This window comes from Actinoplanes sp. NPDC020271 (assembly GCF_044388125.1).
GTDB lineage: Bacteria > Actinomycetota > Actinomycetes > Mycobacteriales > Micromonosporaceae > Actinoplanes.
The window spans coordinates 487,070-511,116 of the sequence record NZ_JBIRWQ010000004.1 but is presented as its reverse complement, the minus strand read 5'-3'; the positions used below and the strand labels follow the sequence as shown (position 1 = coordinate 511,116).

At 69.2% G+C, this 24,047-nt stretch carries 26 protein-coding genes; 11 read left to right on the top strand and 15 right to left on the bottom strand.

Going from position 1 to position 24,047, the window contains the following annotated elements; translation table 11 throughout:
* Positions 1 to 31 precede the first annotated feature (31 nt).
* From ACH442_RS12515 to ACH442_RS12505, 3 genes are all read right to left on the bottom strand, one after another.
* Complete coding sequence (locus ACH442_RS12515) at positions 32 to 925, bottom strand: ribonuclease Z (protein ID WP_396338052.1); 894 nt, start codon at positions 923 to 925, stop codon at positions 32 to 34.
* Between the two features lie 279 nt (positions 926 to 1,204).
* On the bottom strand, positions 1,205 to 2,155 hold the full coding sequence (gene ppk2 / locus ACH442_RS12510) for a polyphosphate kinase 2 (RefSeq protein ID WP_396338051.1): 951 nt from the start codon (positions 2,153 to 2,155) through the stop codon (positions 1,205 to 1,207).
* A gap of 3 nt (positions 2,156 to 2,158) precedes the next feature.
* On the bottom strand, positions 2,159 to 3,586 hold the full coding sequence (locus ACH442_RS12505) for a CHAD domain-containing protein (protein WP_396338050.1): 1,428 nt from the start codon (positions 3,584 to 3,586) through the stop codon (positions 2,159 to 2,161).
* A 94-nt stretch (positions 3,587 to 3,680) separates the two neighbouring features.
* Here ACH442_RS12505 and ACH442_RS12500 point away from each other — a divergent pair, with 94 nt between their 5' ends.
* A complete protein-coding gene (locus ACH442_RS12500; protein ID WP_396338049.1) occupies positions 3,681 to 3,851 on the top strand; it encodes a hypothetical protein in 171 nt (56 codons plus the stop codon).
* 127 nt (positions 3,852 to 3,978) lie between these two features.
* Here ACH442_RS12500 and ACH442_RS12495 read toward each other — a convergent pair whose 3' ends face one another.
* A complete protein-coding gene (locus ACH442_RS12495; RefSeq protein ID WP_396338048.1) occupies positions 3,979 to 4,350 on the bottom strand; it encodes a hypothetical protein in 372 nt (123 codons plus the stop codon).
* 135 nt (positions 4,351 to 4,485) lie between these two features.
* On the opposite strand from ACH442_RS12495, the gene ACH442_RS12490 reads away from it, so the two are divergent.
* A complete protein-coding gene (locus tag ACH442_RS12490; protein WP_396338047.1) occupies positions 4,486 to 5,094 on the top strand; it encodes a hypothetical protein in 609 nt (202 codons plus the stop codon).
* A gap of 467 nt (positions 5,095 to 5,561) precedes the next feature.
* Here the strand turns inward: ACH442_RS12490 and ACH442_RS12485 are convergent, their stop codons facing one another.
* The 6 genes from ACH442_RS12485 to ACH442_RS12460 form a co-directional block, all read right to left on the bottom strand.
* Positions 5,562 to 6,542 carry a radical SAM protein gene (locus ACH442_RS12485; RefSeq protein ID WP_396338046.1) on the bottom strand — a complete coding sequence of 327 codons (981 nt, stop codon included), beginning with the start codon at positions 6,540 to 6,542 and terminating at the stop codon, positions 5,562 to 5,564.
* 36 nt (positions 6,543 to 6,578) lie between these two features.
* Positions 6,579 to 7,085 carry a hypothetical protein gene (locus tag ACH442_RS12480; protein WP_396338045.1) on the bottom strand — a complete coding sequence of 169 codons (507 nt, stop codon included), beginning with the start codon at positions 7,083 to 7,085 and terminating at the stop codon, positions 6,579 to 6,581.
* Positions 7,082 to 7,720: a dTMP kinase gene (locus tag ACH442_RS12475; RefSeq protein WP_396338044.1), complete on the bottom strand. Its 639-nt coding sequence runs from the start codon at positions 7,718 to 7,720 to the stop codon at positions 7,082 to 7,084. The genes ACH442_RS12480 and ACH442_RS12475 overlap by 4 nt, the downstream gene beginning before the upstream one ends.
* A 24-nt stretch (positions 7,721 to 7,744) precedes the next feature.
* Positions 7,745 to 8,077, bottom strand: coding sequence for a MazG nucleotide pyrophosphohydrolase domain-containing protein (locus ACH442_RS12470; RefSeq protein WP_396338043.1), 333 nt, complete (start codon positions 8,075 to 8,077; stop codon positions 7,745 to 7,747).
* Positions 8,078 to 8,226: 149 nt separating this feature from the next.
* A complete protein-coding gene (locus ACH442_RS12465) occupies positions 8,227 to 8,484 on the bottom strand; it encodes a hypothetical protein (protein ID WP_396338042.1) in 258 nt (85 codons plus the stop codon).
* A gap of 759 nt (positions 8,485 to 9,243) precedes the next feature.
* On the bottom strand, positions 9,244 to 9,585 hold the full coding sequence (locus ACH442_RS12460) for a hypothetical protein (protein ID WP_396338041.1): 342 nt from the start codon (positions 9,583 to 9,585) through the stop codon (positions 9,244 to 9,246).
* 51 nt (positions 9,586 to 9,636) lie between these two features.
* Here ACH442_RS12460 and ACH442_RS12455 point away from each other — a divergent pair, with 51 nt between their 5' ends.
* A complete protein-coding gene (locus tag ACH442_RS12455; protein WP_396338040.1) occupies positions 9,637 to 9,837 on the top strand; it encodes a hypothetical protein in 201 nt (66 codons plus the stop codon).
* An 8-nt stretch (positions 9,838 to 9,845) separates the two neighbouring features.
* Here ACH442_RS12455 and msrA read toward each other — a convergent pair whose 3' ends face one another.
* Together msrA and ACH442_RS12445 are read right to left on the bottom strand one after the other, a co-directional pair.
* Complete coding sequence (msrA, locus tag ACH442_RS12450; RefSeq protein WP_396338039.1) at positions 9,846 to 10,508, bottom strand: peptide-methionine (S)-S-oxide reductase MsrA; 663 nt, start codon at positions 10,506 to 10,508, stop codon at positions 9,846 to 9,848.
* Between the two features lie 2 nt (positions 10,509 to 10,510).
* The gene (locus ACH442_RS12445) at positions 10,511 to 10,957 is read right to left on the bottom strand and encodes an HIT family protein (protein ID WP_396338038.1); all 447 of its coding nucleotides are present in this window, start codon (positions 10,955 to 10,957) and stop codon (positions 10,511 to 10,513) included.
* 24 nt (positions 10,958 to 10,981) lie between these two features.
* Between ACH442_RS12445 and ACH442_RS12440 the strand changes: the two genes are divergently transcribed.
* Genes ACH442_RS12440 through ACH442_RS12425 form a run of 4 tightly spaced genes read left to right on the top strand, consistent with a single transcriptional unit; the run spans position 10,982 to position 16,109 of the window.
* A complete protein-coding gene (locus ACH442_RS12440; protein WP_396338037.1) occupies positions 10,982 to 12,133 on the top strand; it encodes a cystathionine gamma-synthase in 1,152 nt (383 codons plus the stop codon).
* Positions 12,134 to 12,161: 28 nt separating this feature from the next.
* Positions 12,162 to 13,520 (top strand): amidase, encoded by a 1,359-nt coding sequence (locus ACH442_RS12435; protein WP_396338036.1) that lies wholly within the window; start codon positions 12,162 to 12,164, stop codon positions 13,518 to 13,520.
* Positions 13,521 to 13,557: 37 nt separating this feature from the next.
* Complete coding sequence (ilvA, locus tag ACH442_RS12430) at positions 13,558 to 14,793, top strand: threonine ammonia-lyase (RefSeq protein WP_396338135.1); 1,236 nt, start codon at positions 13,558 to 13,560, stop codon at positions 14,791 to 14,793.
* 44 nt (positions 14,794 to 14,837) lie between these two features.
* Positions 14,838 to 16,109 carry a M48 family metallopeptidase gene (locus tag ACH442_RS12425; RefSeq protein ID WP_396338035.1) on the top strand — a complete coding sequence of 424 codons (1,272 nt, stop codon included), beginning with the start codon at positions 14,838 to 14,840 and terminating at the stop codon, positions 16,107 to 16,109.
* 96 nt (positions 16,110 to 16,205) lie between these two features.
* Here the strand turns inward: ACH442_RS12425 and greA are convergent, their stop codons facing one another.
* Both greA and ACH442_RS12415 read right to left on the bottom strand, forming a co-directional pair.
* Positions 16,206 to 16,700, bottom strand: coding sequence for a transcription elongation factor GreA (gene greA, locus ACH442_RS12420; protein WP_396338034.1), 495 nt, complete (start codon positions 16,698 to 16,700; stop codon positions 16,206 to 16,208).
* Between the two features lie 140 nt (positions 16,701 to 16,840).
* Positions 16,841 to 17,317 carry a DUF4307 domain-containing protein gene (locus ACH442_RS12415; RefSeq protein ID WP_396338033.1) on the bottom strand — a complete coding sequence of 159 codons (477 nt, stop codon included), beginning with the start codon at positions 17,315 to 17,317 and terminating at the stop codon, positions 16,841 to 16,843.
* Positions 17,318 to 17,372: 55 nt separating this feature from the next.
* Here ACH442_RS12415 and mca point away from each other — a divergent pair, with 55 nt between their 5' ends.
* From mca to ACH442_RS12395, 4 genes are all read left to right on the top strand, one after another.
* Positions 17,373 to 18,257: a mycothiol conjugate amidase Mca gene (mca, locus tag ACH442_RS12410; RefSeq protein ID WP_396338032.1), complete on the top strand. Its 885-nt coding sequence runs from the start codon at positions 17,373 to 17,375 to the stop codon at positions 18,255 to 18,257.
* A gap of 16 nt (positions 18,258 to 18,273) precedes the next feature.
* On the top strand, positions 18,274 to 18,624 hold the full coding sequence (locus ACH442_RS12405) for a hypothetical protein (protein ID WP_396338031.1): 351 nt from the start codon (positions 18,274 to 18,276) through the stop codon (positions 18,622 to 18,624).
* A gap of 243 nt (positions 18,625 to 18,867) precedes the next feature.
* A complete protein-coding gene (locus tag ACH442_RS12400; RefSeq protein ID WP_396338030.1) occupies positions 18,868 to 21,357 on the top strand; it encodes a putative bifunctional diguanylate cyclase/phosphodiesterase in 2,490 nt (829 codons plus the stop codon).
* Positions 21,358 to 21,391: 34 nt separating this feature from the next.
* Positions 21,392 to 23,383, top strand: a complete 1,992-nt coding sequence (locus tag ACH442_RS12395) for a thioredoxin domain-containing protein (protein ID WP_396338029.1) — start codon at positions 21,392 to 21,394, stop codon at positions 23,381 to 23,383.
* Positions 23,384 to 23,389: 6 nt separating this feature from the next.
* Here ACH442_RS12395 and ACH442_RS12390 read toward each other — a convergent pair whose 3' ends face one another.
* On the bottom strand, positions 23,390 to 23,950 hold the full coding sequence (locus tag ACH442_RS12390) for a Uma2 family endonuclease (RefSeq protein WP_396338028.1): 561 nt from the start codon (positions 23,948 to 23,950) through the stop codon (positions 23,390 to 23,392).
* Positions 23,951 to 24,047: the final 97 nt, after the last annotated feature.

The following is a 24,047-nucleotide window of genomic DNA, read 5'->3' as shown; positions in this document are numbered from 1 at the left end:
CGAGGCTAGCCCCGCCGGAGGGCCGTCCCGGTCAGCGACGGGCCGGGAACGGCACCCGCATCAGGTCCTCGGCGACCGTGATCGGACCGTCGAACTCCTTGCGCGCTTCTTCCAGGAACCGTGACGGATCCGGATAGCGCTGCGAGAAGTGCGTCAGAACGAGGTGCCGCGCCTGTGACTCGCGCGCGACCGCGGCGGCCTGGCCGGCGGTCAGGTGGCCGACCTGGGCGGCCATCGCGGCATCCTCGGCGAGGAACGTTGATTCGATCACCAGCAGGTCCACGCCTTGGGCCAGCGTGTACACGTTGTCGCACAGGCCGGTGTCCATGATGAAGGCCATGCTCTGGCCGGGGCGGGCCGCGCTGACCTGGTCGAGCGTGACCGGGCCGAGGTGGCCGGTCCGCTGCAGTTCGCCGATGGCGGGCCCGCTGATGCCGTGCGCGGTCAGCAGCTCCGGCAGCATTCGGCGGGTGTCGGGTTCGGTGAGGCGATACCCGTACGCCTCGATCGAATGTTTCAGGGGCAGGGCCGTGAGGTGCCCGGCGGAGGTCTCGGTGAGGAAGCCCGCGCCGACCGGTGACGGCAGGATGTCGGCGTTGTCCCAGTAGCTGGTGGCGTGCCGGAGCCGGTCGTAGAATTCCTGGCCACCGGCCGGGTAGTGGACCGCGACGGGGTGTGGCACCCGGTCGAGCGAGATGCGCTGCAGGATGCCGGGCAGGCCGAGGCTGTGGTCGCCGTGGAAGTGCGTGATGCAGATCCGTTTGATCGGGGTGACCGGCAGGCCGGCCAGGAGCAGCTGGCGCTGAGTGCCTTCGCCCGGGTCGAAGAGGATCACCTCGTCGTCGAAGCGCAGCAGGTAACCGTTGTGGTTCCGGTGCCGGGTCGGCACTTGACTGGCCGTGCCCAGGACGACGAGCTCGCGCATGGAAGACCCCGTGGATAAAGCGACCCCCGGGGACTTCCTCCCGCACTGATGTGTGGAAGGTCCGGTCGGACAAGGCCGGATCCCCGGGGGTCGGGTGGCTGTCTGGTACTCGCCGGGCCGCTGCCACACGGTCTCGACGCTCAAACGAAGCTGTCAAGGACAGCGGCTAGCGGACAGCCACCTCACGAGTCCCGTTGCTATACAACTTCGGACCACCTCCCTTCACGTGTACGGCCACGTTATCCACCCGCCGCCGAACGCGCCAACGGTTTTGAATCACTAAAGCTTCGGGAATACGTGCGGGGACGTATCGGTGGATTCCACCGCGAGGGAGGCCGGGCCGACGACCAGCGGATCGGGGCAGCCGACCACCTCCGCGTCCTTGCCCTCGTAGTCGAAGCGGGACAGCACGTGGCGCATGGCCTCGAGGCGGGCGCGCTTCTTGTCGTTGCTCTTCACCACGGTCCACGGGGCGTCGGCGGTGTCGGTGTAGAAGAACATCGCCTCTTTGGCCTCGGTGTAGTCGTCCCACTTGTCCAGGGACTCCAGGTCCATCGGCGAGAGCTTCCACTGCCGGACCGGGTCGACCTGCCGGATCGCGAAGCGGGTGTGCTGCTCCTTCTGGGTCACCGAGAACCAGAACTTGACCAGGTTGATGCCGGAGTTGACGAGCATCCGCTCCAGCTCCGGGGTCTGGCGGAGGAACTCCAGGTACTCCTGGCGGGTGCAGAAGCCCATGACCCGCTCGACGCCGGCCCGGTTGTACCAGGAGCGGTCGAAGAGCACGATCTCCCCGGCCGAGGGCAGGTGCTTGATGTAGCGCTGGTAGTACCACTGGGTGCTCTCGCGCTGGTTCGGCTTCTCCAGCGCGACCACGGACGCACCTCGCGGATTGAGGTGCTCCATGAAGCGCTTGATCGTGCCGCCCTTGCCGGCCGCGTCCCGGCCCTCGAAGAGGATCACGAGCCGCTCGCCGGTGTCCTTGCACCAGTTCTGCAGCTTCAACAGCTCGATCTGGAGCAGACGCTTGTGGTGGTCGTACTGCGCGCGGGAGAGGCGCTCGTCGAACGGATAATCCTCCCGCCACGTGTCCACCGGGGTGCCGTCGGCTTTCAGCAGCCGCGGATCGTCGTCCTCGTCGTCCACCACCCGATATCCGGTGAGCTCGGCGATCGGACCCTGATAGGGGTGGGTGACCGCCTCTTCGAACTGCTCGGTCTCAGTGCTCATCTCTCACGCCTTCACCAGCCAACGACGGACCTTCTTACGCCGCGACGCCCGCACCAGCGCGGGAACTGCGATGAGAGTCTCCTTACCCACTGCTTCCTGTCGACCGTAGAGAACGCCGAAATGGAAACTGTCCGGCCCGATTTCATGCAGCGTTTCCCTGGCGATGCTGGAGTCCTGGTGGGCGCCGAGCCCGTCCTGCAGATCGGTCAGCGCCTTCACGAGCCGCTTGGCCGGCTTGCCGGAATCGGTCGCGAGCACCTCGACCGCGTACCGCGCCTGCTTGTACTTCTTGCGGGCCTCGTGCAGTTCCTCGTCGACGCCGCCGGCCACCGCGGTGTCGAGCCGGTCGTCGGCCTTGGCGAGCACCTTGCGGGCGCGCTCGGCCGGGTCGCCGGCGTCCGGCAGCGGCTGGTCGACGAGCGTGTCGATCGCGTCGAGCAGGGCGAGGTAGCGGTCCGACTCCAGGGCGACGTTCAGCTCCTCGCGGCCCTTCGCCACCCGGTGTTCCAGGGCCGCCCGGATGCGCTGCGCGGCCGGGATGAACTCGGGGCCGGACTCCTCGACGCCGGCGAGCAGCTTCACCTCCAGCACCTGCGGGTCGCGGACCGCGCCGAGCACCCCGGCCAGCCAGCGCAACTCGTCACCCAGGGCGGCGGTCTCCTCGCCCGGGAACCAGCGGGGGAAGCTCTTCAGGGTGCTGCGCAGCCGCCGCGTGGCGACGCGCATCTTGTGCACCGCCTCCTCCTCACCGCGGCGTGCGGCGGGATCGTGCTCGGCGATGGCGTCGCGCTGCTCGCGGGCGTACCGGGCAACGGGGTTGATCTTCTCTTTGCGGGGTTTCGCGTGGAGGCGGCCGGCGAGCGCCCGCGCCACCTTGGAGGGCCCCGCGGCCGGGGTCGCGCCGGCCTGGAGCAGCAGCTTCTCGACCGCGTCGAGGACCCGCTCGTCACCGTCGACGAGCTCGACCTCGACCTCCTGCCAGGAACTGTGATCGTTTCCGGACTCGGCGCGGACCTGGTCCTGCGCGATCAGCGCCAGTGTGCGGCCCTTCTTGTCGCGCAGCGGGGTCTCGACGCGATGGGTCCGCAGCCGGGCGATCGGCTCCAGAGGCCTGGTCCGCACGATGCTGCGGACCAGGGCGCGCAGCTCGTCGGGCACCTGGTCGCCGTCGCCGGGCAGCCGGTGCTCCTTGCGGCCGTCGCCGTCCGCGGGCGTCTTCAGGTGCCAGCCGGCGTCGTGGCCACCCTCACGCCGCCGCAGAGTTCGCCGGTTTTTCATCAACCGCAGGTCATCGGTGTCGAAGTAGGTGGCGTCGAGGTCGTGGGTCTCGGCGCCGCCGGCCTTCACGATGCCCGCCGCACCGGTCAGGTCCGGAAGCTCGAAGGACTCGGATACGTCATATTTGCGTTCGGTCTCGGTCGCGGTCTCCACCCGATCAATGGTGCCCGTCCGGAGCGCTTTGACACAGGGATCCCTCAGGTTGCCGTGGCATCGTGGGGACCCGCCGCAGGTGGAGGAGCTGTTCATGGAGAAGTCGGATCGTCGCCAGGTTGCCCTCGCGGGCCTCAAGCTGATCGGGGCCGGCGCGGTCCTCGGGCTCGCGCTCGCGACCCCGGTGAGTCCCGCCCAGGCTGCGCCGCAGCGGCCGGACACGACACCCGTCGCCGAGCACGACGTTCCCAACCCCGAGCGCTGATCTTCGGTTCTTCGCCGGGCCCATTTCTATTCGGTACGTCGTGTCGACCGCCCCGGAGGGTGGGGTTCGGCCTGACCGCGCCGGCCGAGCCGCTCCACGGGTTTCCGTCCCCGGTCGATGGCCGCTCTCACATGTGCGCGCCCCGACTGCGCAGATACAGCGCGCGTGAGTAGTTGGCCGCGGCCGCCCCGTAATACATGCTCGCCAGCGAAACGTAGAAGTTGTTGTTCGTGATCGCGTTCTTCGCGGTCGTCGTCGCCGACCACCGGATCTCCGCGTCGGTCGGGCTGATGCCCCGGCGCTCGCAGCGCAACCGGTTCATCTCCTTGCCGGTCTTCCAGGTCTCCAGTGCGTTCTCGGCCTCGCGCATCATGGCCCGAGCCTGTTCCATCATGGCCTCGGCCGCCGCCCAGGCGTCGCGCTCATCGGTGTTGCGGAAGCGCTCGGAACCGTCGCGATAACCGGAATACCGCGCCTCGTTGGTAGAACTCGGTGACATGATCCACCTCCCGCGTCGTCTCACTTTCGAGTGTGGGCGGGATTTCGGGACATGTCGATTTTTTACCCCCAAGGGCGTGAATGCCGTCGCCAGCACTTGCGCCCTCCCGCCGGAGCCGTCGACGACAATGGCCGGGTGCTGGAGGAGTTGCGAAGCCGGGTCGAGCGGTGCCGCGCGGCGGCGGCCGGCGCGGACCTGGCCGTCGAGATCGGGCCACCACTGGAGTTGCCGGAGGCCCCGGCGGCCGCGCCGGCGGCCGCGGTGGCGGCGTTCCGGCTGTTCGAGCTGGTCGCCGGTCCGCTCTTCCGGTTCGACTGCCCCGACGAACTGCGCTCGATCGAGGGCTGGCAGGCGCTGCCCGGCATCGAGATGCTGCGGCCCATGCCGATCACTCTCGGCTGGGAGATGTGGTCGTGGCAGTCGGTGACCGAAGGCCGCCTCGGCATCCGCGGAGGCGAAGGCATTTCCCTCGATCCGGTCGAGGGCGATGTCTACTACGTCGACGACTGGGCCTGGTTCCAGCGGAACATCGAGTGGGAGGAGGTCGAGGACGTCCACCACCCGATCGCCCCGGACGCGGCGACCTTCTTCGCCGAGTGGGTCTTCGGGCCGCGCTATCCGGAGCTGGTCGCTCTCGTGCTGAGCCCGAGTCTGCTGGAACAGCGCTTCCGCAAGGGCCGCGACAAGGGCGAACTCACCGACGCCTGGCTACGCCTGCTCCAGCGAGCCGACCTCCTCCGGTAACGACCGCCGGCACTGCCGGCGGCCGGTGGTGTGCTGGTCGCCGCGGGCTATATCGATGGATAGTGGTCGATGTCACTCGGCGATCTCGGGTACCCCGATTGGGCCGGACAGGCCGTTGGGGGGTTCTTCGATCCTGGCGAACGGTGTGGTGCCGGGCCGGCTCACTCGATGAAGGTCGGGTCCGGGTAGCCCATCTGGCGGATCTTCGAGGCCGTGAACACGACCACGATCTCGTCCCCCGCCGTCGAACTGACCACCTCGATATACAGGGAGAACGGGACCTGGCAGCGCCACGATGCTGCCCAGTCCGGGCCTTCTTTGCGACCGGGGGACGGTCGCCCTCAGCCCGCCCACTGGGTTGCCGCAGACAGCGAGCGGCGACGGGCTGAAGCTGACCCGGCTCGACAGGCGCCAAGGGGGAAGAGCCCTCCGAACCGGGTGGTCCGGGCGCTTCGTTGGTCTCTACATCAACGGACGATCAACGTCCGTTCGAGGTACTTGGCCAGGTGCTCGGTCTTGTATGGGTACGCGTCCCACAGTTCGGCCGCGGTTTGCGTGGTGAGGTTGCCGAACGGCTTGTAGCACTCCGGCTCGTCCCACACCGGGCTTGCGATTACCCGGCCGTCCGGCTCGATGAGCCAGGCGTGGCCCTGCCCGATCTTCATCCAGTCGGAGATGACAATTCGCGACTTCCAGCCGTTTTTCTTCTTCTCGGCCGCCAGGAACTCGGCCAGGTTCTCGATCTCCGGCCCGGTCGCGAACTCGTCGAAGAAGCCCGCGCTGCGGCCTTTCGGGATGGGGGTGAGGATCTTGACCTTTACTGCGCCGAGCATGTCGCCTTGCTGGGCGATGTAGTGCATGACGTCGCGGTTCGTCGGGCGGGGACGCTTGAGGAGATTCGTCGGGTCCATCTCCTCGGCCGGCATGTAGACGCAGATAACCGAGAGCGGGATCTTGTTGAGCTTGAGCCACATCAGGCCCTCAATCACCGCGTCGTAGCTGCCGCGGATGCGTTGATGCTGGTAGCGCGGGCCGTCCACGGTCACGTCTACGTAGTGCACCAGCTCCCGGAGTCGGGCCGCCTCGTCCGCCTCGATCCGAGTGGCGTTGGTGGAGAGGACGATCAGCTCGAACTTGCCCTGGACGTACTCCAGGACCTCCCAGAAGTGCGGGTAATCCATCGGCTCTCCGCCGGAGAGGATGATCCGGCGCATCCCGGCGAGCTTGTCGATCTTCATCTTGTGCATTTCCAGCGTGCTCGTCTTGATGCCCGGGGGTTCCGAGCAGTAGGCGCACGCTAGGTTGCATTCGCGAGTGAGTTGGTACGTCGCCGACAGCGGCACGTGCATCGACGACACCAGCTCGCCGACATCGAGGGCATCGTCGGCTTTGTAGCACTGATCACGCTCGTCGAACCGGACTTCGGGGAGCATGGTTGCGCTGGTCACCGGTTTCCTCCTTGCGGCGGGGCAGGTCCGTGGAACTCAGGTGAGCAGAGGTTCGTGATGAGGGTGGAAAAGCTCAGCGAGCCTGCCGCAGCCGCGGATCGAGTAACCCTCGGCTGCGCCGGCTAGGTGGATGCCGAGCTGGCGAGTGGCAACGAAAAGAGCGACGCGCGCCTTCCGTTCACCGACACCCTCGAATTCGTGCAGGCGGCGTACGAACTCGTCGGCAGTCGCGCCCGCCCAGATGCGCCGTGCGTCACCGTCGTACCGCGCGGCCACCAGCTCGGCTGCCGCATATGCCCTTGCGGCCATGGTGCTCCGGAACGGGTGGATGGCCGGCGCCTCGCCGAACCTGGCGGCAAAGGCGTCGGGCGCGAGCGTTAGGACGTGAGCCGGCGTGATGTCTCCGATCCGTTCGGCGAGACGGTGTGGTGCCCGCCAGGCCTGGTCGGCTCGCATCTGCTGGTTGAACAGGACACCAAGCAGGAAGGCGAAGGCGGAGCCTGAGTCCGTGATCGGCTCGATGGGCAGGCGGGAGTCGGTCATGAGAACTGGTTGCACGCTTTCTTGATGAGGTCGGCTATCGCCGTAGCGGTCTCGGCCCGCCGCTCGCCGTCCTTGCCGCGATGCTCGCCGTCGTCGTTCGGGATGTCGGCGACGTGAACGCCTTTTGCGGCCAGGAAAGTCTTCGCGGTCTTGTAGAGACTGGCCTCTTTGTCGGTCTGAGTGGCGCGTTCCAGTCTTGTTGTCCTGTTCTTCGCGTTGCGCTCTTGGCGCCGCCGAAGACTGGACTTCGCATTCGCGGTGACAAAGATGTTGAGGTCAGGTAGAAGGAACTCACGGTTCAGTTCCCACGCCTGATCGAAAGGCACTCCGTCAAGCACCTGAAAGACCAGCGAAGAAGCGATGTAGCGATCGGTAATGACGACATCGTTCTCTTCCCGAGCCGGTCGAATGGTGCTCTCGATGTGCTGCGCCCTGTCGTCTGCGAGGCGGCGGGCCAGATTTATCCCAGAATGAGATTCTTCTTGAGTCAGATCGAAGGCGGCGGTGGGCTCCTTAGTGTGGCATACCTGGAGCCCGGCCACTGTTAGCATTGGCGTAACGATATCGAGGACAGACGTTTTCCCGCTGCGCTTAGGGCCATCCGCCGCAACGAAGACCCCCGTGGCCACGCCCATTGCTCCCCCTTCGGCAGGGAGCTTCTAGCCCCCCTGGATCGTCTCCCAGATGCGCTTCTTGTTAACTTCTTCCTTGTCACGGAACGCCTGCTCTAGATCAATTCCGGAGCGGTTGGCGATCGAGCAGATGTAGATCAGCACGTCGGCAAGCTCCTCATCGACGCTACCGACAATCGAATTCTTGTCCAGTGGCATTTTTTGCGCCTTGCGGAGAGCCTTGAAAAGCTCGCCGACTTCCTCACCCAGTAGAAGGGCTGATTGTTGCAAGGTGTTTCCCTCGAAGCCTCGTTCGGCTTCGAGTTTGCTGACGTATTCCTGAATGTCCGCAAGGGTCGGATGATCTTTTAGATCCGGCACCCGATGCTCCTTTATTGATCTTGGGCGTCACTTCCTTCCGGGGAATGTTAGTGGCTGGGGAATTCAGGTGGAGCCCTGGGCGAGGTTCCGCACGGAATTTATGCGAACGAGTCTCAACTATCGACCCTTTCCGCGCTCGGTGCTAGTGGTCAGCCACGTACCGTGAGGTAAATCGAGCAAGCCGCCAGCGGCACGCCAGCTAGCAACCGGCCTCTGGCTCGCTGCTCGTGCGCGGCGAGGACCATCGACCGGCCGCGGCTGCCATCGTCGTCGGCATCCTCATCGGTTCTGCTCCCCCGCTCATCGAGCACATCCAGGACCGCGTGCTCCAGGGCTGTGCCCTTCTCCACCCTGTTCAGCTTCAATGCGATCTTGTCCCTGACGACTTCTGAGCCATCGACGGACACGGTCTCGGTGCCGCTGCGGACCCAACAGGGTCGTTGTCGTGCCTGCTGAGGGCGGTGATCGGATCATTACGCACATTTCGATCCTCCGACTTTTTCGACGGGCCGGGCTCTACCCAGCCGAGGAAGCGGTCATACAAATCGGCCGACGGCCCGCCCTGGCCCACCGAGCAGTCATCAATCGCCTCCAGCAGGAAGGAACCGAGGCTGACCGCCAAGCCACGCGGGAAGTTGCGGTACTGCTCGGTGAGTTCGGCCTTGGCGGTGGCGCAGGGCCACGGCTGGCCACAGACCTTGCAGTCCCACGAGGGGCGCTCGCCGACGTGCTCGGTGCGAGGGACCAGCATTACCGTCCGCCTCCCGCGCGTCGCATCTGCGCCGGAGTCAGCAAGCCTGCCCATCCGAACTGCGGAAAGGCGCGCGTCGATTGCGGGGACCAATGACGCGCATTCGGTGGTGTCCGGACAGGCGAGCGGCCACCGGAGATCAAGCCCGGGGAGCGTCCTTTGTTGGTATCCGATGACCGTCTGAGCGAAATCGTCGCCACCGCGACTGCGCGCCGTCCGCCAGCACCGACCCGCGAGGACTTCGTGAACTCCACGGCCCGGCGCTTCGACCTCACGCTGGAGGAGACCGCGCGCATCGACGCAGAGAGAACCGGCGACATTACCCGGCAGGCACGCGAGCTGAGAAATCGAGCTGCGATCCCCGGCCGCGTACGGGCGTCGAGGTCGCCGAACACCAAAGCCCAATTACTGTCTGCTATTGCTCTGAGTCATCATCGGTTACCGGTTCGATCGCCCTTGCGTCAGGCAACTTGCCCGTCAGAGCCGTTCGCGTTGTCTCGCCGTTCTGGCGCAACTCCTCACGCTTCGTTTCGCCATGCTGCCGAAGAGCTTCTCGTGCAACGGCGGTAACCGCTGCCGCGACCGGTGCGGCAACTGCGACCCAATCGAACAAACCGGAGCCGTTGCCCGCCTGGTTCGCCCCCATGATTTGACGCCACGCGTAGACCTGCCCATCGCGGATCTTGTAGCGCGTTCTCTCGAAGACGACTTCAAGCTCCGCTGTGGAGCCGTCCTGGCGTAGCTGCTCATGACTCATACCAAGCGATTGTGCAGACCTGCGCCATTGATCAGAAGCAGAGGAGAACTGATGGCACGCGGCACCGTGCACGCGCCGAAGCCCGATGAGCAGCGCCGCCGCCGCAACGCGCCGACGCACGACGAGACGGTCCTCCCGCGCGATGAGGAGGTGCGCGGCCCCGAGCTCGCCGAGCTGACGTACCGACCCGCGACAGCGAAAGCCCCACCCCGGAATGACCTCGGGGAGGGGCTTTCGTTGTATCTGCGCTGATCAGACGGCTACTCGGCAACCTTGGCGACGCCGATCGGGCACGACAGGCCGTTGGGGCCGTGGTTGCAGTAGCCGTTGGGGTTCTTGGTCGGGGCCAGGTACTGCTGGTGGTAGTCCTCGGCGAAGTAGTACTTGCCGAGCGGCTTGATCTCCGTGGTGATCTCGCCGAGGCGGGCCTTGGTGACCACCGGCTGGAACGCGGCCAGTGTGGCCTTCGCCGTCGCCGTCTGGGCGTCGGTGGTGGTGTAGATCGCCGAGCGGTACTGGGTGCCCACGTCGTTGCCCTGGCGCATGCCCTGGGTCGGGTCGTGGTTCTCCCAGAAGGCCTTCAGCAGCTGCGCATAGCTGATCTTGCTGGGGTCGTAGACCACCTGCACGACCTCGGTGTGGCCGGTGGTGCCGGAGCACACCTCCTCGTACGTCGGGTTCGTGGTGAAACCACCCGCGTAACCCGCCGACGTGGACCAGACGCCCGGCAGCCGCCAGAAGATGCGCTCGGCGCCCCAGAAACAGCCCATCCCGAAGACGGCGACCTCGTAGCCCGCCGGCCAGGGGCCCTCGAGCGGGTTGCCGAGGACCTCGTGGCGGTCGGCGACCGGCGTGGACATCAGCCGGCCCGGCAGAGCGGTCTCGGCGGTGGGCAGGTCAAGCTTCTTGTGCCGCAGGAACACGGTCACTCCCTTCGTCCAGTGTCGGTAACACCGGGACGGAGGTATTCCTTACCAATGCGCTCGGCGTACTCCGCGGCCTCGTCGTCGCTCGCGTACTTGTGCCGGGGCCAGAAGAATCCGCGCAGGCCGTCGCCCTTGGTGCGGGGAACGACGTGGGTGTGCAGGTGCGGGACGGATTGGGAGACCAGGTTGTTCATCGCGACGAATGTGCCGGTCGATCCGAGTGCGGCCGGGACGACGCGCGCGATCTGTTGAACAAGCCCGAAATATCCGGGCAATAGCGCAGGATCCAATTCGGTCAGCTGGACGATGTGCGGGCGCGGGACGACCAGGACGTGCCCTTTGAAGACCGGGCGGGTGTCGAGGAACGCCATCCCGTCCGGCCCGTCGGCGACGACGAACGCCGGCACCGATCCCGCCACGATCCCACAGAACACGCAGTCGGCCACAGGGTGAGACTAGCCTTGCGTTACATGAGTACCGATGACTATGGGTTCGACACCCTCGCGATCCACGCGGGCCAGGACCCGGACCCCCGCACCGGCGCGGTGGTCCCGCCCATCTACCAGACGAGCACGTACGCGCAGGACGCGGTCGGCGCTCCCCGGCTCGGCTACGAGTACAGCCGGTCCGGGAACCCGACGCGTGACGCGCTGCAGGAGTGCCTCGCGGCGATCGAGGGCGGCCGTCGCGGCCTGGCCTTCGCCAGCGGTCTCGCCGCCGAGGACACGCTGCTGCGTACGGTCTGCCGGCCGGGCGACCACGTGGTCATCCCCAACGACGCGTACGGCGGCACGTACCGCCTCTTCTCGAAGGTCGCCGAGCGCTGGGGCCTGGACTGGACCGCCGCCCCGCTGGACGACCTGGACGCGGTGCGGGCCGCGTTCCGTCCCGGGCACACCCGGCTGATCTGGGCCGAGACCCCGACGAACCCGCTGCTGAACATCGCCGACATCACGGCGCTGGGTGGGCTCGCCCACGAGTACGACGCTCTTCTGGCCGTCGACAACACGTTCGCCTCGCCGTACCTGCAGCAGCCGTTGGCCCTGGGCGCGGACGTGGTGATCCATTCGACGACGAAGTACCTGGGCGGGCACTCCGACGTGGTCGGCGGTGCGCTGGTGGTGGCGGACGCCGGGTTCGGCGACGAGCTGGCGTTCCACCAGAACGCGATGGGTGCGGTCAACGGCCCCTTCGACGCGTGGCTGACCCTGCGGGGGATCAAGACCTTGGGCGTACGGATGGACCGGCACTGTGACAACGCCGAGCGCATCGTCGGATACCTGAGCGAGCACAAGAAGGTCACGAGCGTCCTCTACCCGGGGCTGGACACCCACCCCGGCCACGAGACCGCCGCGAAGCAGATGAGCCGGTTCGGCGGGATGGTGTCGTTCCGGGCGGCCGGCGGGCGCGACCAGGCGATCGAGATCTGCAACCGGGCGAAGCTGTTCGTGCTGGCCGAGTCGCTCGGTGGCGTCGAGTCCCTGATCGAGCACCCGGGCCAGATGACACATCTGTCGGCTGCGGGCTCAGCGCTTGAAGTTCCCGCCGATCTCGTGCGACTGTCTGTCGGCATCGAAACCGTTGACGATCTGCTCGCTGACCTGGAGCAGGCGCTCGGCTAGGGACCTCGGGACGCGGGAGACTTCGGGCATGGAGAGCACGACCTGGGTGGGCGCCACCGCGAAGCAGATCGCCCGTGCGGTGCGGCGCGGGGACACCAATGCCACCCAGGTCGTCGCCGACCACCTGGAGCAGATCGCGATCTCCGACCCGGCGCTGGGCGCGTTCCGGGTGGTCCGCGGCGGTGAGGCGATCACCGAGGCGGAGAAGGTCGACGACCAGGAGGACCTGGCGAACTTGCCGCTCGCCGGGGTGCCGGTCGCGGTCAAGGAGAACACCGCGGTCGCCGGCCTGCCCACCTGGCACGGCTCGGCGGCGGCCCGCACCCGCGAGGTGGCCGAGACCGATCACGAGGTGGTCCGCCGGCTGCGCGGGGCGGGCGCGGTGGTCGTCGGCGTGACGAAGATGCCGGAGATGGGCCTCTGGGCGACCACCGACGACGCCGACGGGCCGGCCCGCAACCCCTGGGACCTGGAACGTACGCCCGGTGGCTCCTCCGGCGGCTCGGCCGCCGCGGTGGCGGCCGGGCTGGTCCCGATCGCGCAGGGCAACGACGGGCTGGGCTCGATCCGGATCCCGGCGGCCTGCTGCGGCCTGGTCGGGCTCAAGCCGGGCAAGGGCGTGGTGCCGGTCGACTTCGGCGACATGGACTGGTTCGGCCTGGTGGAGAACGGGGTGCTGACCACCACGGTGGCGGACGCCGTGCTCGGCTTCAGCGTGCTCGCCGGTCAGGCGCCGGCGAAACTGGTCGAGCCGTCGAAGCTGCGGGTCGGGGTGTCGCTGCGCTCGCCGGTGGCCGGCGTCAAGCCCGACGAGGCGAACGTCTCGGCCGTCGCGAAGGCGTCCAAGCTGCTCGTCGACGCGGGGCACGACACGCTGAAGGCGGACCCGAAGTACCCGACGTCGGTCGCGCTCGGGGTGCTCGCGACGTGGTTTGCCGGGGCGTACCGTAATTCGGAAGGTCTTGATCTTCGGTCCCTGCAGCCGAGGACGCAGCGGCACATCCGGCTCGGCAAGGCCGTGACCAGAGCCGGGCTGGTGCGCGAGTCGCAGCGGGCGGCCTGGCGCGAGCGGTCGATCCGGTTCTTCGCCGACCGGGGCGTCGACGTGCTGCTCACCCCGGCGCTGGCGACCGCGCCGCCGCCGGCGCTGTCGTTCTCGTCGCTGTCCTGGGTGAATAACATGCAGGCCAACGCGAAGTACGCGCCGTACCAGGCGCCGTGGAACTTCGCCGGGCTGCCCGCGATCGTGGTTCCGGTCGGCTTCCGGCCCGACGGCCTGCCGCTCGCGGTGCAGCTGGTCGGGCCGCCCGACTCGGAGCTGCTGCTGCTCTCGCTGGCCGGTCAGTTCGAGCTTCAGAACCCCTGGCAGCGCCACGCCCTGGTGTGATGCCGCGCTCATCGGGCTCGGTGGCACGATGAGCGCCATGACGGACCTGCTCTCCCTGGCCGACGTCGAAGCGGCGCGGGAAAATCTCGGCGGGGTCGTGAAGACCACGCCGCTGGTGACCTCCCGGCCGCTCAGCGAGATCACCGGGGTGCCGGTCTGGCTCAAGTGCGAGAACCAGCAGCGCGCCGGGTCGTACAAGGTGCGCGGGGCGTACACCCGGATCTCCCGCCTGTCCGAGACCGATCGCGCTCGCGGGGTGGTCGCGGCCAGTGCCGGCAACCACGCGCAGGGTGTCGCGCTCGCCGCCGGGCTGCTCGGCATCCAGGCGACCGTCTTCATGCCCGAAGGCGCACCGCTTCCCAAGGTCACTGCGACCAAGGGGTACGGCGCGGCCGTGGAGTACGCCGGGACGAGCGTCGACGACGCGCTGGAAGCGGCGCACGAATTCGCCCGGCGCACCGGCGCGGTGCTGATCCACCCGTTCGACCACCCGGACGTGATCGCCGGCCAGGGCACCCTCGCCCTGGAGATCCTCGAGCAGTGCCCGGAAGCCGGCACGATCGTCACCGCGGTCGGTGGTGGCGGCCTGATCTCCGGTCTCGCCGTTGCCGCTAAAGCCCTGCGCCCCGACCTGCGGATCGTCGGCGTGCAGGCGGCCGGGGCGGCGGCGTTCCCGCCTTCGCTGGCGGCCGGCGCCCCGCGCAAGCTGGACGCGCTCGCCACGATCGCGGACGGCATCGCCGTGCTGCGACCCGGCGACCTGACGTTCGCGCACGTCTCCAAGCTGGTCGACGACATCGTCACGGTCACCGACGAGGACCTCTCGGCCGCCCTGCTGGTGCTGCTGGAACGGCACAAGATGGTGGTCGAACCGGCCGGCGCCGCCGGGGTGGCCGCCCTGCTCACCGGCGCCTACGTGCCGCCGCGGGACGGCCGGCCGGTGGTCGCGGTCCTGTCCGGCGGCAACATCGACCCGATGCTGCTGCTGCGGGTGATCGAGCACGGGCTCGCGTCGGCCGGCCGGTTCCTGCGCCTCGCGGTGCGCTGCCCGGACCGGCCCGGTCAGCTCGCGCGGCTGCTCGGCCAGATCGCCGAGCAGCGGGCCAACGTGGTCGACGTCGAGCACACCCGGCAGAGCCCGCGGCTCAGCTTCGGCGAGGCGGAGGTGGCGCTCTCCGTGGAGACGCGCGGGCCGGCGCACTCGTCGGCGCTGATCGGCGCGCTGCGCGAGGCCGGTTACCGGGTCTCGCTGCTGGCCGACGCCACCCCCTGAAAGGGGGTTGCCGGTGATCGATGCGCCCGGCATGATCACCAGCCGTGTCGACGGGGGAGAGCTGCCCGAAGTGTGCGGCGGCAACGATCAGCAAGCGTTCGGCCGAGCCGTGGTGCCCGGCCTGTGAATGGAACCTGGACCACTTCGAGAAGGAACGGCGGCCGGAGATCGGCTGGCGCTGGGTCGACCGGCGGTTGTTCCGGACCGCGTACTGGCTGACCGAGCGCCAGTTCGCCGAGTTGCGGGACGCGCCGTCGCTCGCCCGCGCGGCGACGGCGGCCCGGATCGCCACGACTGCCGTCTCCGTCGTGCTGCTGGCGCTGGTCGCCGCGCTCTTCGTGGCCGGCGTCGTGTTGCTCGTCCACGACTTCTTCACGCCGATCAACCTGATCGGGGCGCTGCTCGTCCTGATCGCCGTGGTGTTGCGGCCCCGGCTGGGCCGGCTCTCGGCGCTGACCCGCGACGCCGAGGAGCTCGACCGGGGCAGGGCGCCGGCCCTGTTCGCGGTGATCGACCGGGTGGCCGCGGCGGCCGGGACGCCGGTGCCCGACGTGGTGCTGCTCTCCGCCGACTTCAACGCGTCCACCACCACGGTCGGGGTGCGCCGGCGCCGGGTGCTGACCCTCGGCGCCCAGCTGTGGAGTGTGCTCGACCCGCAGGAACGCGTCGCCCTGCTCGGTCACGAGCTCGGCCACTTCGTGAACGGGGACATCCGCCGGGGTCTGGTCACCCAGGCCGCGGGGAGCACTCTGGGCGCGGTCGCCTACCTGCTGCGGCCGGACGGGCGGCGGACCCGCACCGGCGGCCTGCTGGGAATGATCGCCGAGGCGTTGCTGGACCTGCTGGCCGGAACTCTCGCGCGGCTCGTCGGGCTGCTGCACCTGCTGCTGCTCTGGATCAGTCGGCGTGACTCGCAGCGCGCCGAGTACCTGGCCGACGAACTGGCGGCGAAGGTGGCCGGGAGTGCGGCGGCGATCCGGCTGTCCGACACGTCCCTGCTGTACGACGCGATCGACACGGTCGTGCGGCGCGAGGCGCGGGCGGGCAACGGCGCGGCGGCCTGGTCGGCGGCGGGACGGCAGGCGCAGACCGGGCTGGCCGGGGACATTCCGGCGCTGAGGCAGCTCAGCCGCCGTACTGAGGCATCGCTTTTTGCTTCTCACCCGCCGGCGGGATTGCGTGCCGGACTCCTCGCCGCCCGTGCGGCCCAGCCGGCCGCGGTGATCGTGACCGAGGCGGAGCAGGCGCGGATGGACGAGGAACTGGGTGCGCACTACGAGCGTGTGCGCCGGGAACTGGCCACCGCGCACTGGTGAGCCCGGGCTCTTGTGTGGCCGTGCTCGCGTGGGTGAGGCGTAACGGGGACAGCCTCCGCCGGCGAACCGGCGGAGGCTGTCTCACGAACGTGCTGGTCAGCCCTCGAAGGCGCCGAACTTGACGACCGTGACCTTGATGTCGGCGCCGCTGGGGGCCGTGTAGGTCACGGTCTGGCCCGGGCGGGAGCCGAGGATCGCCTTGCCGAGCGCCGACTCCGGCGAGTAGACCGTCAGGTCGGTGGTCGACGAGATCTCGCGCGAGCCGAGCAGGAACGTCTCGGTGTCGGCCTGGTCGTCGTCGAAGTAGATGGTCACGACCGAGCCGGGCGCCACCGAGTCGGCGGCCTGGACCTCGCCGACCTCGGAGTTGCGCAGGAACTCCTTCAAGTAGAGGATCCGGCCTTCCGCGCGGCTCTGCTCCTCACGAGCCGCGTGATAGCCACCGTTCTCCCGGAGGTCGCCCTCCTCGCGCCGAGCGTTGATCTCCGCGGCTATCGCCGGACGGCCAGCGATCAGCTCGTCGAGCTCGGCCTGCAGCCGGTCGTAAGCGTCCTGGGAGAGCCAGGTCTTCGGCGCCTCGGAACTGGACACGGTCGATCTCCTCGCTGGAACGGGAACTGCGAAAGCAGGAACTGGCAGTGCGGGAATGGAGTGCGTCGTCAACGCAGCGAATCACTAACCTTACCAGCGGTACGCATCCGGCCGGATCGGTCGATCCCCGGCGGCAGCGCTCAGGCCGGGCGGCAGCTCATCACGTCGCCCACCGAGCCGCGCGCGGTGGTCGGCACCGACTCGGTCACCACGACCTCACCGCCACCCGACTCGGCCGGCACCTGGACGGTCCGGGTCCCGACCTCGTAGCCCTGGTAGTCGCGGGCGCGCAGCATGCACGAGGCGACCTCGCCGTCCGGCACCCGGACCCGGAACTTGATCACCATCTGGGCGTCGGTCGGCTCGTTCCACCCGACGATCTCCGGGCTGTAGTCGGTCTGACCGAACTTCTGGTAGTAGGCCCAGCTCACGCCGAGGGCGACGACCCCGCACACGACGGCCGCCAGCACCAGCGGCAGCGACCTGCGCCGGCCCGGCTCCCGGCGTCGGCCGTACCGGCCGGGCGGGTAGACCGGAGTTGTGGCGCGCGTCTCGCTCACCTGGGGGCCTCTCGTGCGTTTGTTGTCGGTGGGATCGGCCAGAATGGCAGAGTCCATCTTCGCAGCCGATCCCGGACCGCCGACGGCAGGCCTGGTCGAGAGGGTAATCAACGTGGCAGAGCAACTGCGTCTCATGACCGTGCACGCGCACCCGGACGACGAGTCCAGCAAGGGTGCCGCCACGATGGCGAAATATGTCGCCGAGGGCGTCCAGGTGCTCGTCGCGACGTGTACCGGGGGTGAGCGCGGCAGCGTGCTCAATCCGAAGCTGAAGGACGACCCGGACGTTCTGGAGAACATCACCGAGATCCGCCGCAAGGAGATGGACCGGGCGCGCGAGATCCTCGGGGTGGACCAGGCCTGGCTCGGCTTCGTCGACTCCGGGCTGCCCGAGGGCGACCCGCTGCCCCCGCTGCCCGAGGGCTGCTTCGGCCTGCAGGATCCGAACGAGGCGGCGAAACCGCTGATCAAGCTGATCCGCGAGTTCCGTCCGCACGTCATGACCACCTATGACGAGAACGGCGGCTACCCGCACCCCGACCACATCATGTGCCACAAGATCTCGGTGGTCGCGTTCGAGCAGGCCGGCGATCCGGAGCTCTACCCCGAGCTGGGGGAGCCGTGGCAGCCGCTGAAGCTGTACTACAACTCCGGCTGGACCCGCGCCCGGATGCTCGCGCTGCACGAGGGGATGCTCGCGGCGGGGCGGGAGTCGCCGTACGCGGAATGGCTGGAGAAATGGTCGGACCGCGCCGACCGGGGTGACAAGATCACGACCAGGGTCGAGTGCGGGGAGTACTTCGCCGTGCGAGACGACGCGCTGCGTGCCCACGCGACCCAGGTCGACCCGGACGGATTCTGGTTCCACATCCCGCTGGAGATGCAGCAGAAGGTGTGGCCGACCGAGGACTTCGAGCTCGCGCGCTCGCTGGTCGACAGCCCGGTCCCGGAGTCCGACCTGTTCGCGGGCATCCGGGAGAAGGTCGAAGCCGCCTGAGCAGTAGGCTGAGGGCGTGGACATTATCGCGGTCAACAACTTCGGGGACACCCGTGACGGCGGCCTGGCCGGCCCGGCGGGTCTGTTCCTGATCGTGCTGATGTGTATTGCGACGGTCGCGTTGATCCGCAACATGAACAAGCGCATTCGTCGGCTTCCCGACAGTTTTGACGAAGAAGCCGAGCGTGCTCGTGTGGCGGAAATCGCGCGGCTCGATGCCGATCTCGAGCGATCCGGCGGCGATGTTGCTGACCGTGTCGAAGCGGATCGATCGGCCAAGACCACTCCCGCCGTGGAAGACGAGGTGACGGCGGTGCCGGAGCCGAAACATGAGTCCGCATCGGACTCCGGCCGCCCCGCACAGTGATCATGACGTCGCTCGTCGCGCCCGGGTCGCGGGCCGCGGCGAGTGGCGAGTGTGGTCAGTCGCCCACCGTCAAGCCCTGTTGCGTTCATCAGGATTGATTTAGCCTTCCGCCGGGGACCACACGGTTTCTGGACCCTGCGCGGAAGGGGGCGCCGAGATGAGTGCATTCCGGCGCCGAGTCTCGCAGTCCCATCTGCACGTGCATCGTCGCGTGCCGCCCGCCGCCCGACGGTGGGCGCGGCCATGACCGTCCCACGCTGGGCCCACCGGCCGTCCCGCGTCCTCACCGTCGCCGTGGTCGTCGCCGCGCTCGCCGCCGCCCTGCTCGGCGCGCTGCAGCCGGTGCACCTGCCGCCCGGCAGCCCGCTGTCCCCGGTCTACGGCGGCTGCGTCGCGGCCGTGCTCGCCGCCATCGCCCAGCTGGCCGGCCTGCGGTTCCGGCTCGGGCCGGACGCGGTCTCGGTGAGCTGGGCCGAGGCCGCCGTGGTCGTCGGCCTGGTCATCTGCCCGGCCGGGTGGCTGCCGGCCGCCACCCTGGCCGGCATCGGCGCGGCCTGGCTGCTGCTGGCCTGGCTGACCGGGCTGCGCAACGTCGCCGAGATCGTCCACCTGGTCGCCTCCATGACCCTGGGCGCCTCCGCCGCCACCCTGGTCACCTCGCTGCTGGCCGGCGGGGCCGGGGTGCACAGCGGGCGCCTCGCGCTGTCGCTGGCGGCCGGTGCGGCCACCTACCTGCTGATCACGTTCGGCCTGGTGGTGCTCACCCTCATCCTGCAGCGTGACGCCCCGCCCGGGCAGGTCGCCGCGAAGGTGCTCTACGCCAAGGCGCCGATGTCGGCAGGCAACCTCATCGTCGGCCTCTGCGCGGTGTTCGCCCTGGTCCGCGAGCCGCTCTGGCTGATCGCCTTCGGACCGGTGCTGTGGCTGCTGCACCGGGCGTACCGGTTCCACCTGCGCGCCGCCGAGCAGCGCCGGATGTGGGAGGCGTTCGCGGCCGCCACGGCGCGATTCCCCGGCGCCACCGAGGCCGACGTCGCCCGGGCCGGGCTGCGCGGCGCACTGGACGTCTTCGGCGCCCGCCGGGCCGAGCTGGAACTGCGCACCGAGCAGGGCAGCCGGCGATACACCCAGGAGGGCCCGGGGCAGAACCCGGACGTCGCCCGCTCCGGCCCGGCCGTCACCCGCAGCATGGCGGTGGCCGGGCGGCCGGTCGGCGAGCTGACCGTCTGGCTCGGCGAGCCGGTCCTGCCGGTGCCACACGACGAGGCGGCGATCACGGCGTACGGGGAAGCGCTGGCCGGTGCCCTGCACGACGCGGCCGCCCACCAGCGGATCGCCGAACTGGACGCCCGGGTCGCGCAGATGCGTGTGCACGACTCGCTGACCGGGCTGATCAACCGTGCCGCGCTGGTCGCCGAGGGGGACACCCTGCTGCGCTCCGGTGAGCGCGGCCGGCCCACCGCCCTGCTGCTCCTCGACGTGGTCGACTTCCGTGGCGTGAACAGCACGCTCGGGCACCGCGGCGGCGACGACGTGCTGCGCGTGATCGCCGAGCGGCTCACCGACCAGGCCCGGCCCGGCGAGCTGGTCGCACGCGTCGGCGACGACGAGTTCGCGCTGCTGATGCCGGCCCTGACCGCGCTCGCCGACCCGGCCGGCTGGGCCCACGGCGCCCCGCACAGCCTGGCCCAGGCCCTGCGCCGCGCCCGGGAACTCGTCGAGCAGCTGCGGCTGCCGATGCAGGTCGCCGGGGTGCGGCTGGCCGTCGAGGTGACCGTCGGCGCGGTCGTCGCCCCGGCCGGGCAGGTCGAGGTGACCGAGCTGGTCCGGCGCGCCTCGCTCGCCGCGGGACGGGCCAAGGAACAGGGGCTGACCGTCGGGACCTACGACAGCAGCCAGGACGCCAGCAGCACCGACCAGCTCGCGCTCCTCGCCGAGCTGCAGGACGCGTTCGCCGCCGACGACCAGATCGTGCTGCACCTGCAGCCCGCGGTCGACCTGATCACCGCTGAGCCGACCGGCTGCGAGGCCCTCGTCCGCTGGCGGCACCCGCGGCGCGGGCAGCTCTCCCCGGGCGAGTTCCTGCCCGCGGTCGAACGCAGCGAGCTGCTCATCCCGTTCACGCGGCGGGTCCTCGACCTGGCCCTCGCGGCCGCCGCGGACTGGTCGGCGGCCGGTATCGACGTACCGGTGTCGGTGAACGTCTCCGCCCGCAGCCTGACCGACCCGACCTTCCCGGCCCAGGTCACCGAGGCGCTGCGGCGGCACCGCACCCCCGCGTCCCGCCTCGTCCTGGAGATCACCGAGTCGGTGGCGGTCAGCGAGCAGGACATCGTCGACGAGGTGCTGGCGCGGCTGCGGGCCACCGGGGTGCAGATGTCCCTGGACGACTTCGGCACCGGGTTCTCGTCGCTCTCCTCGGTCACCCGGATGCCCGTCGACGAGATCAAGATCGACCGTTCGTTCGTCGACGAGATGATCGACAAGCCGGCCGCGGGTGCGGTCGTGCGCGGTGCGGTCGAACTCGGTGCCCGGCTCGGCGTGCGGGTGGTGGCCGAGGGCATCGAGACGATCGAGCAGCGGGCGGCGCTGATCGCGCTGGGCTGCCCGTCGGCCCAGGGCTATCACTTCTGCAAGCCGATGCCGGCTGACAAGATCGTCCAGGCCCTCTCCCAGCTGCGCAAATCCTCGTCCGCGACGGTGACGCCGCTCCGCGCCGACGGCGCTTCCTGATCGCCGCTCCTCCCGGCCGTGAGAGGCTGGGGGTATGGCCAACCGTCTCGCCGAAGCCACGTCGCCCTATCTTCAGCAGCACCGTGACAACCCGGTGGACTGGTGGGAGTGGTCGGCGGAGGCGTTCGAGGAGGCGCGCCGGCGGGACGTGCCGGTGCTGATCTCGGTGGGCTACGCCGCCTGCCACTGGTGTCACGTCATGGCGCACGAGTCGTTCGAGGACGATGCGGTCGCGGCGCAGCTCAACGCGGACTTCGTGGCGATCAAGGTGGACCGTGAGGAGCGCCCCGACGTCGACGCCGTCTACATGACCGCGACGCAGGCGATGACCGGGCAGGGCGGCTGGCCGATGACCGTGTTCGCCACGCCCGGCGGTGACCCGTTCTTCTGCGGGACCTACTTCCCGAAACCGCAGTTCACCCGCCTGCTCACCTCGGTCACCACCGCGTGGCGGGACCAGCGCGACGACGTCCTCAAGCAGGGCGCCGCAGTGGTCGAGGCGGTGGGTGGGGCCCAGCTCGTGGGTGGTCCGACCGCGGCGATCTCGGCGGAGATGCTGGCGGCCGCGGCACAGGGTCTCGTCGAAGAGCAGGATCAGACGTACGGCGGGTTCGGCGGCGCCCCGAAGTTCCCCCCGCACATGGATCTGCTGTTCCTGCTCCGCCACCACGAGCGGACCGGTTCCGCCGAGGCGCTGGAGGTGGTCCGGCACACCGCCGAGCAGATGGCCCGGGGCGGCATCTACGACCAGCTCGCCGGCGGTTTCGCGCGCTACTCGGTGGACGCGCACTGGACCGTTCCGCACTTCGAGAAGATGCTCTACGACAACGCGCTGCTGCTGCGCGTCTACACCCAGCTGTGGCGCGTGACCGGTGACCTGTTCGCCCGCCGGATCGCCGACGAGACGGCCGCGTTCCTGCTGCGTGACCTGGGCACCCCGGCCGGCGGGCTGGCGTCGGCGCTGGACGCGGACACCGACGGGGTGGAAGGCCTGACGTACGCGTGGACGCCCGCCCAGCTCACCGAGGCGCTCGACGAGCAGGACGGCGCGTGGGCCGCCGACCTGTTCCGCGTCACCCCGGACGGCACGTTCGAACACGGCAAGAGCGTGCTGGTCCTCGGCCGTGACATCGACTCCGCCGACCCGGCCCTGGTGGCGCGCTGGCAGGACGTGCGCGTCCGCCTGCGCACCGCCCGCGCCGAGCGCCCGCAGCCGGCACGGGACGACAAGGTGGTCGCTTCCTGGAACGGGCTGGCCGTCACGGCGCTCGCCGAACACGGCGTACTGGCCGGTTCTGATTCTTCCCGCGACGCCGCGATCACGTTGGCGCAGGTGCTGGCCGAGCGGCACGTCGTCGACGGGCGGCTGCGCCGGGTCTCGCGGGACGGGCAGGCCGGCGAGCCCGCCGGGGTCCTCGAGGACTACGGCTGCGTGGCCGAGGCGTTCCTGGCCGTGCACCAGATCACCGCGGATCCGCGCTGGCTGCGGTCGGCCGGCTCGCTGCTCGACGTCGCGCTGGCCCGCTTCGGCACCGGTTCGGGCGGTTTCTACGACACCGCCGACGACGCCGAGAAGCTGCTCACCCGCCCGGCCGACCCGACCGACAACGCCACGCCGTCAGGTTTGGCGTCGGTGTGCGCGGCGCTGGTGACCTACGCGGCGCTGACCGGGGAGACCTCGTACCGGGAGGCGGCCGAGGCGGCACTGGCCACGGCCGGGCCGCTGATCGGCGGGCATCCGCGCTTCGCGGGTTACTCGGCGATGGTGGCGGAGGCGGCACTGACCGGGCCGTACGAGATCGCCGTCGCCACCGACGACCGGACGGATCCGCTGGTCATGGAGGCGTACCGGGAGGCACCCGGCGGGACGGTGATCGTCGTGGGGGCGCCGGATCAGCCGGGCGTTCCGTTGCTGGCCGACCGCCCGATGATCGACGGGCGGGCCACGGCGTACGTCTGCCGGGGGTTCGTCTGCGACCGCCCGGTCACCACCCCGAAGGAGCTGATCGCCCGCTTGCAGCGCTGATCAGGATCAGTTTGCCGGAGGCAGGTGATCCTCGGGCGACGACTGCAGCAGCCAGGCCAGCGGAAGCTTGGTCACCAAGTCGTAGGCGCCGGTGTCGGCGAGATGGTAGAGCGTCACGGTGTTGGCCGTATCGCGATCCACCACCCAGTAGCGAGGGATGCCCGCCTCGGCGTATTCCTTGACCTTGAGATCCCGGTCCATGGATCGGGAACTGGGCGAGACGATCTCGACTGCCAGCAGCAGATCAGTGACCGGCGGCCAGATTCCTTGCGGCCGTTGCGCCCAGAGGGTCAGATCCGGGATGCGCCCGCCGTCGCCGTCCGACAGCGAAATCCGCACTCCGACCGCTTGCAGGATTTGCCGCGCCGGCCATCCGGCGGCAAGAAGCCATGCGAACAAGTCGCTGGCGATTCCGGCATGCTCGGTGTCCGGTGGCGGGGTGATGGTGATCGCTCCTTCGGGACTCAGCTCGAATCGATGACCGTATTCGTCAGCTTCGATCATGTCGGTGAGGTGATTGAGCGTGACGACAGGTGGCACGGACCTTGCGAATGCCTCTGCGCTCATGCGCCCATCGTAGTGGTCACCCTGGTCGACCACGTCAGCCGACTTGTGCGATTGATGGCGGCCTACGGCCGTACGCGGGAAACGGGGTTGATTTCCG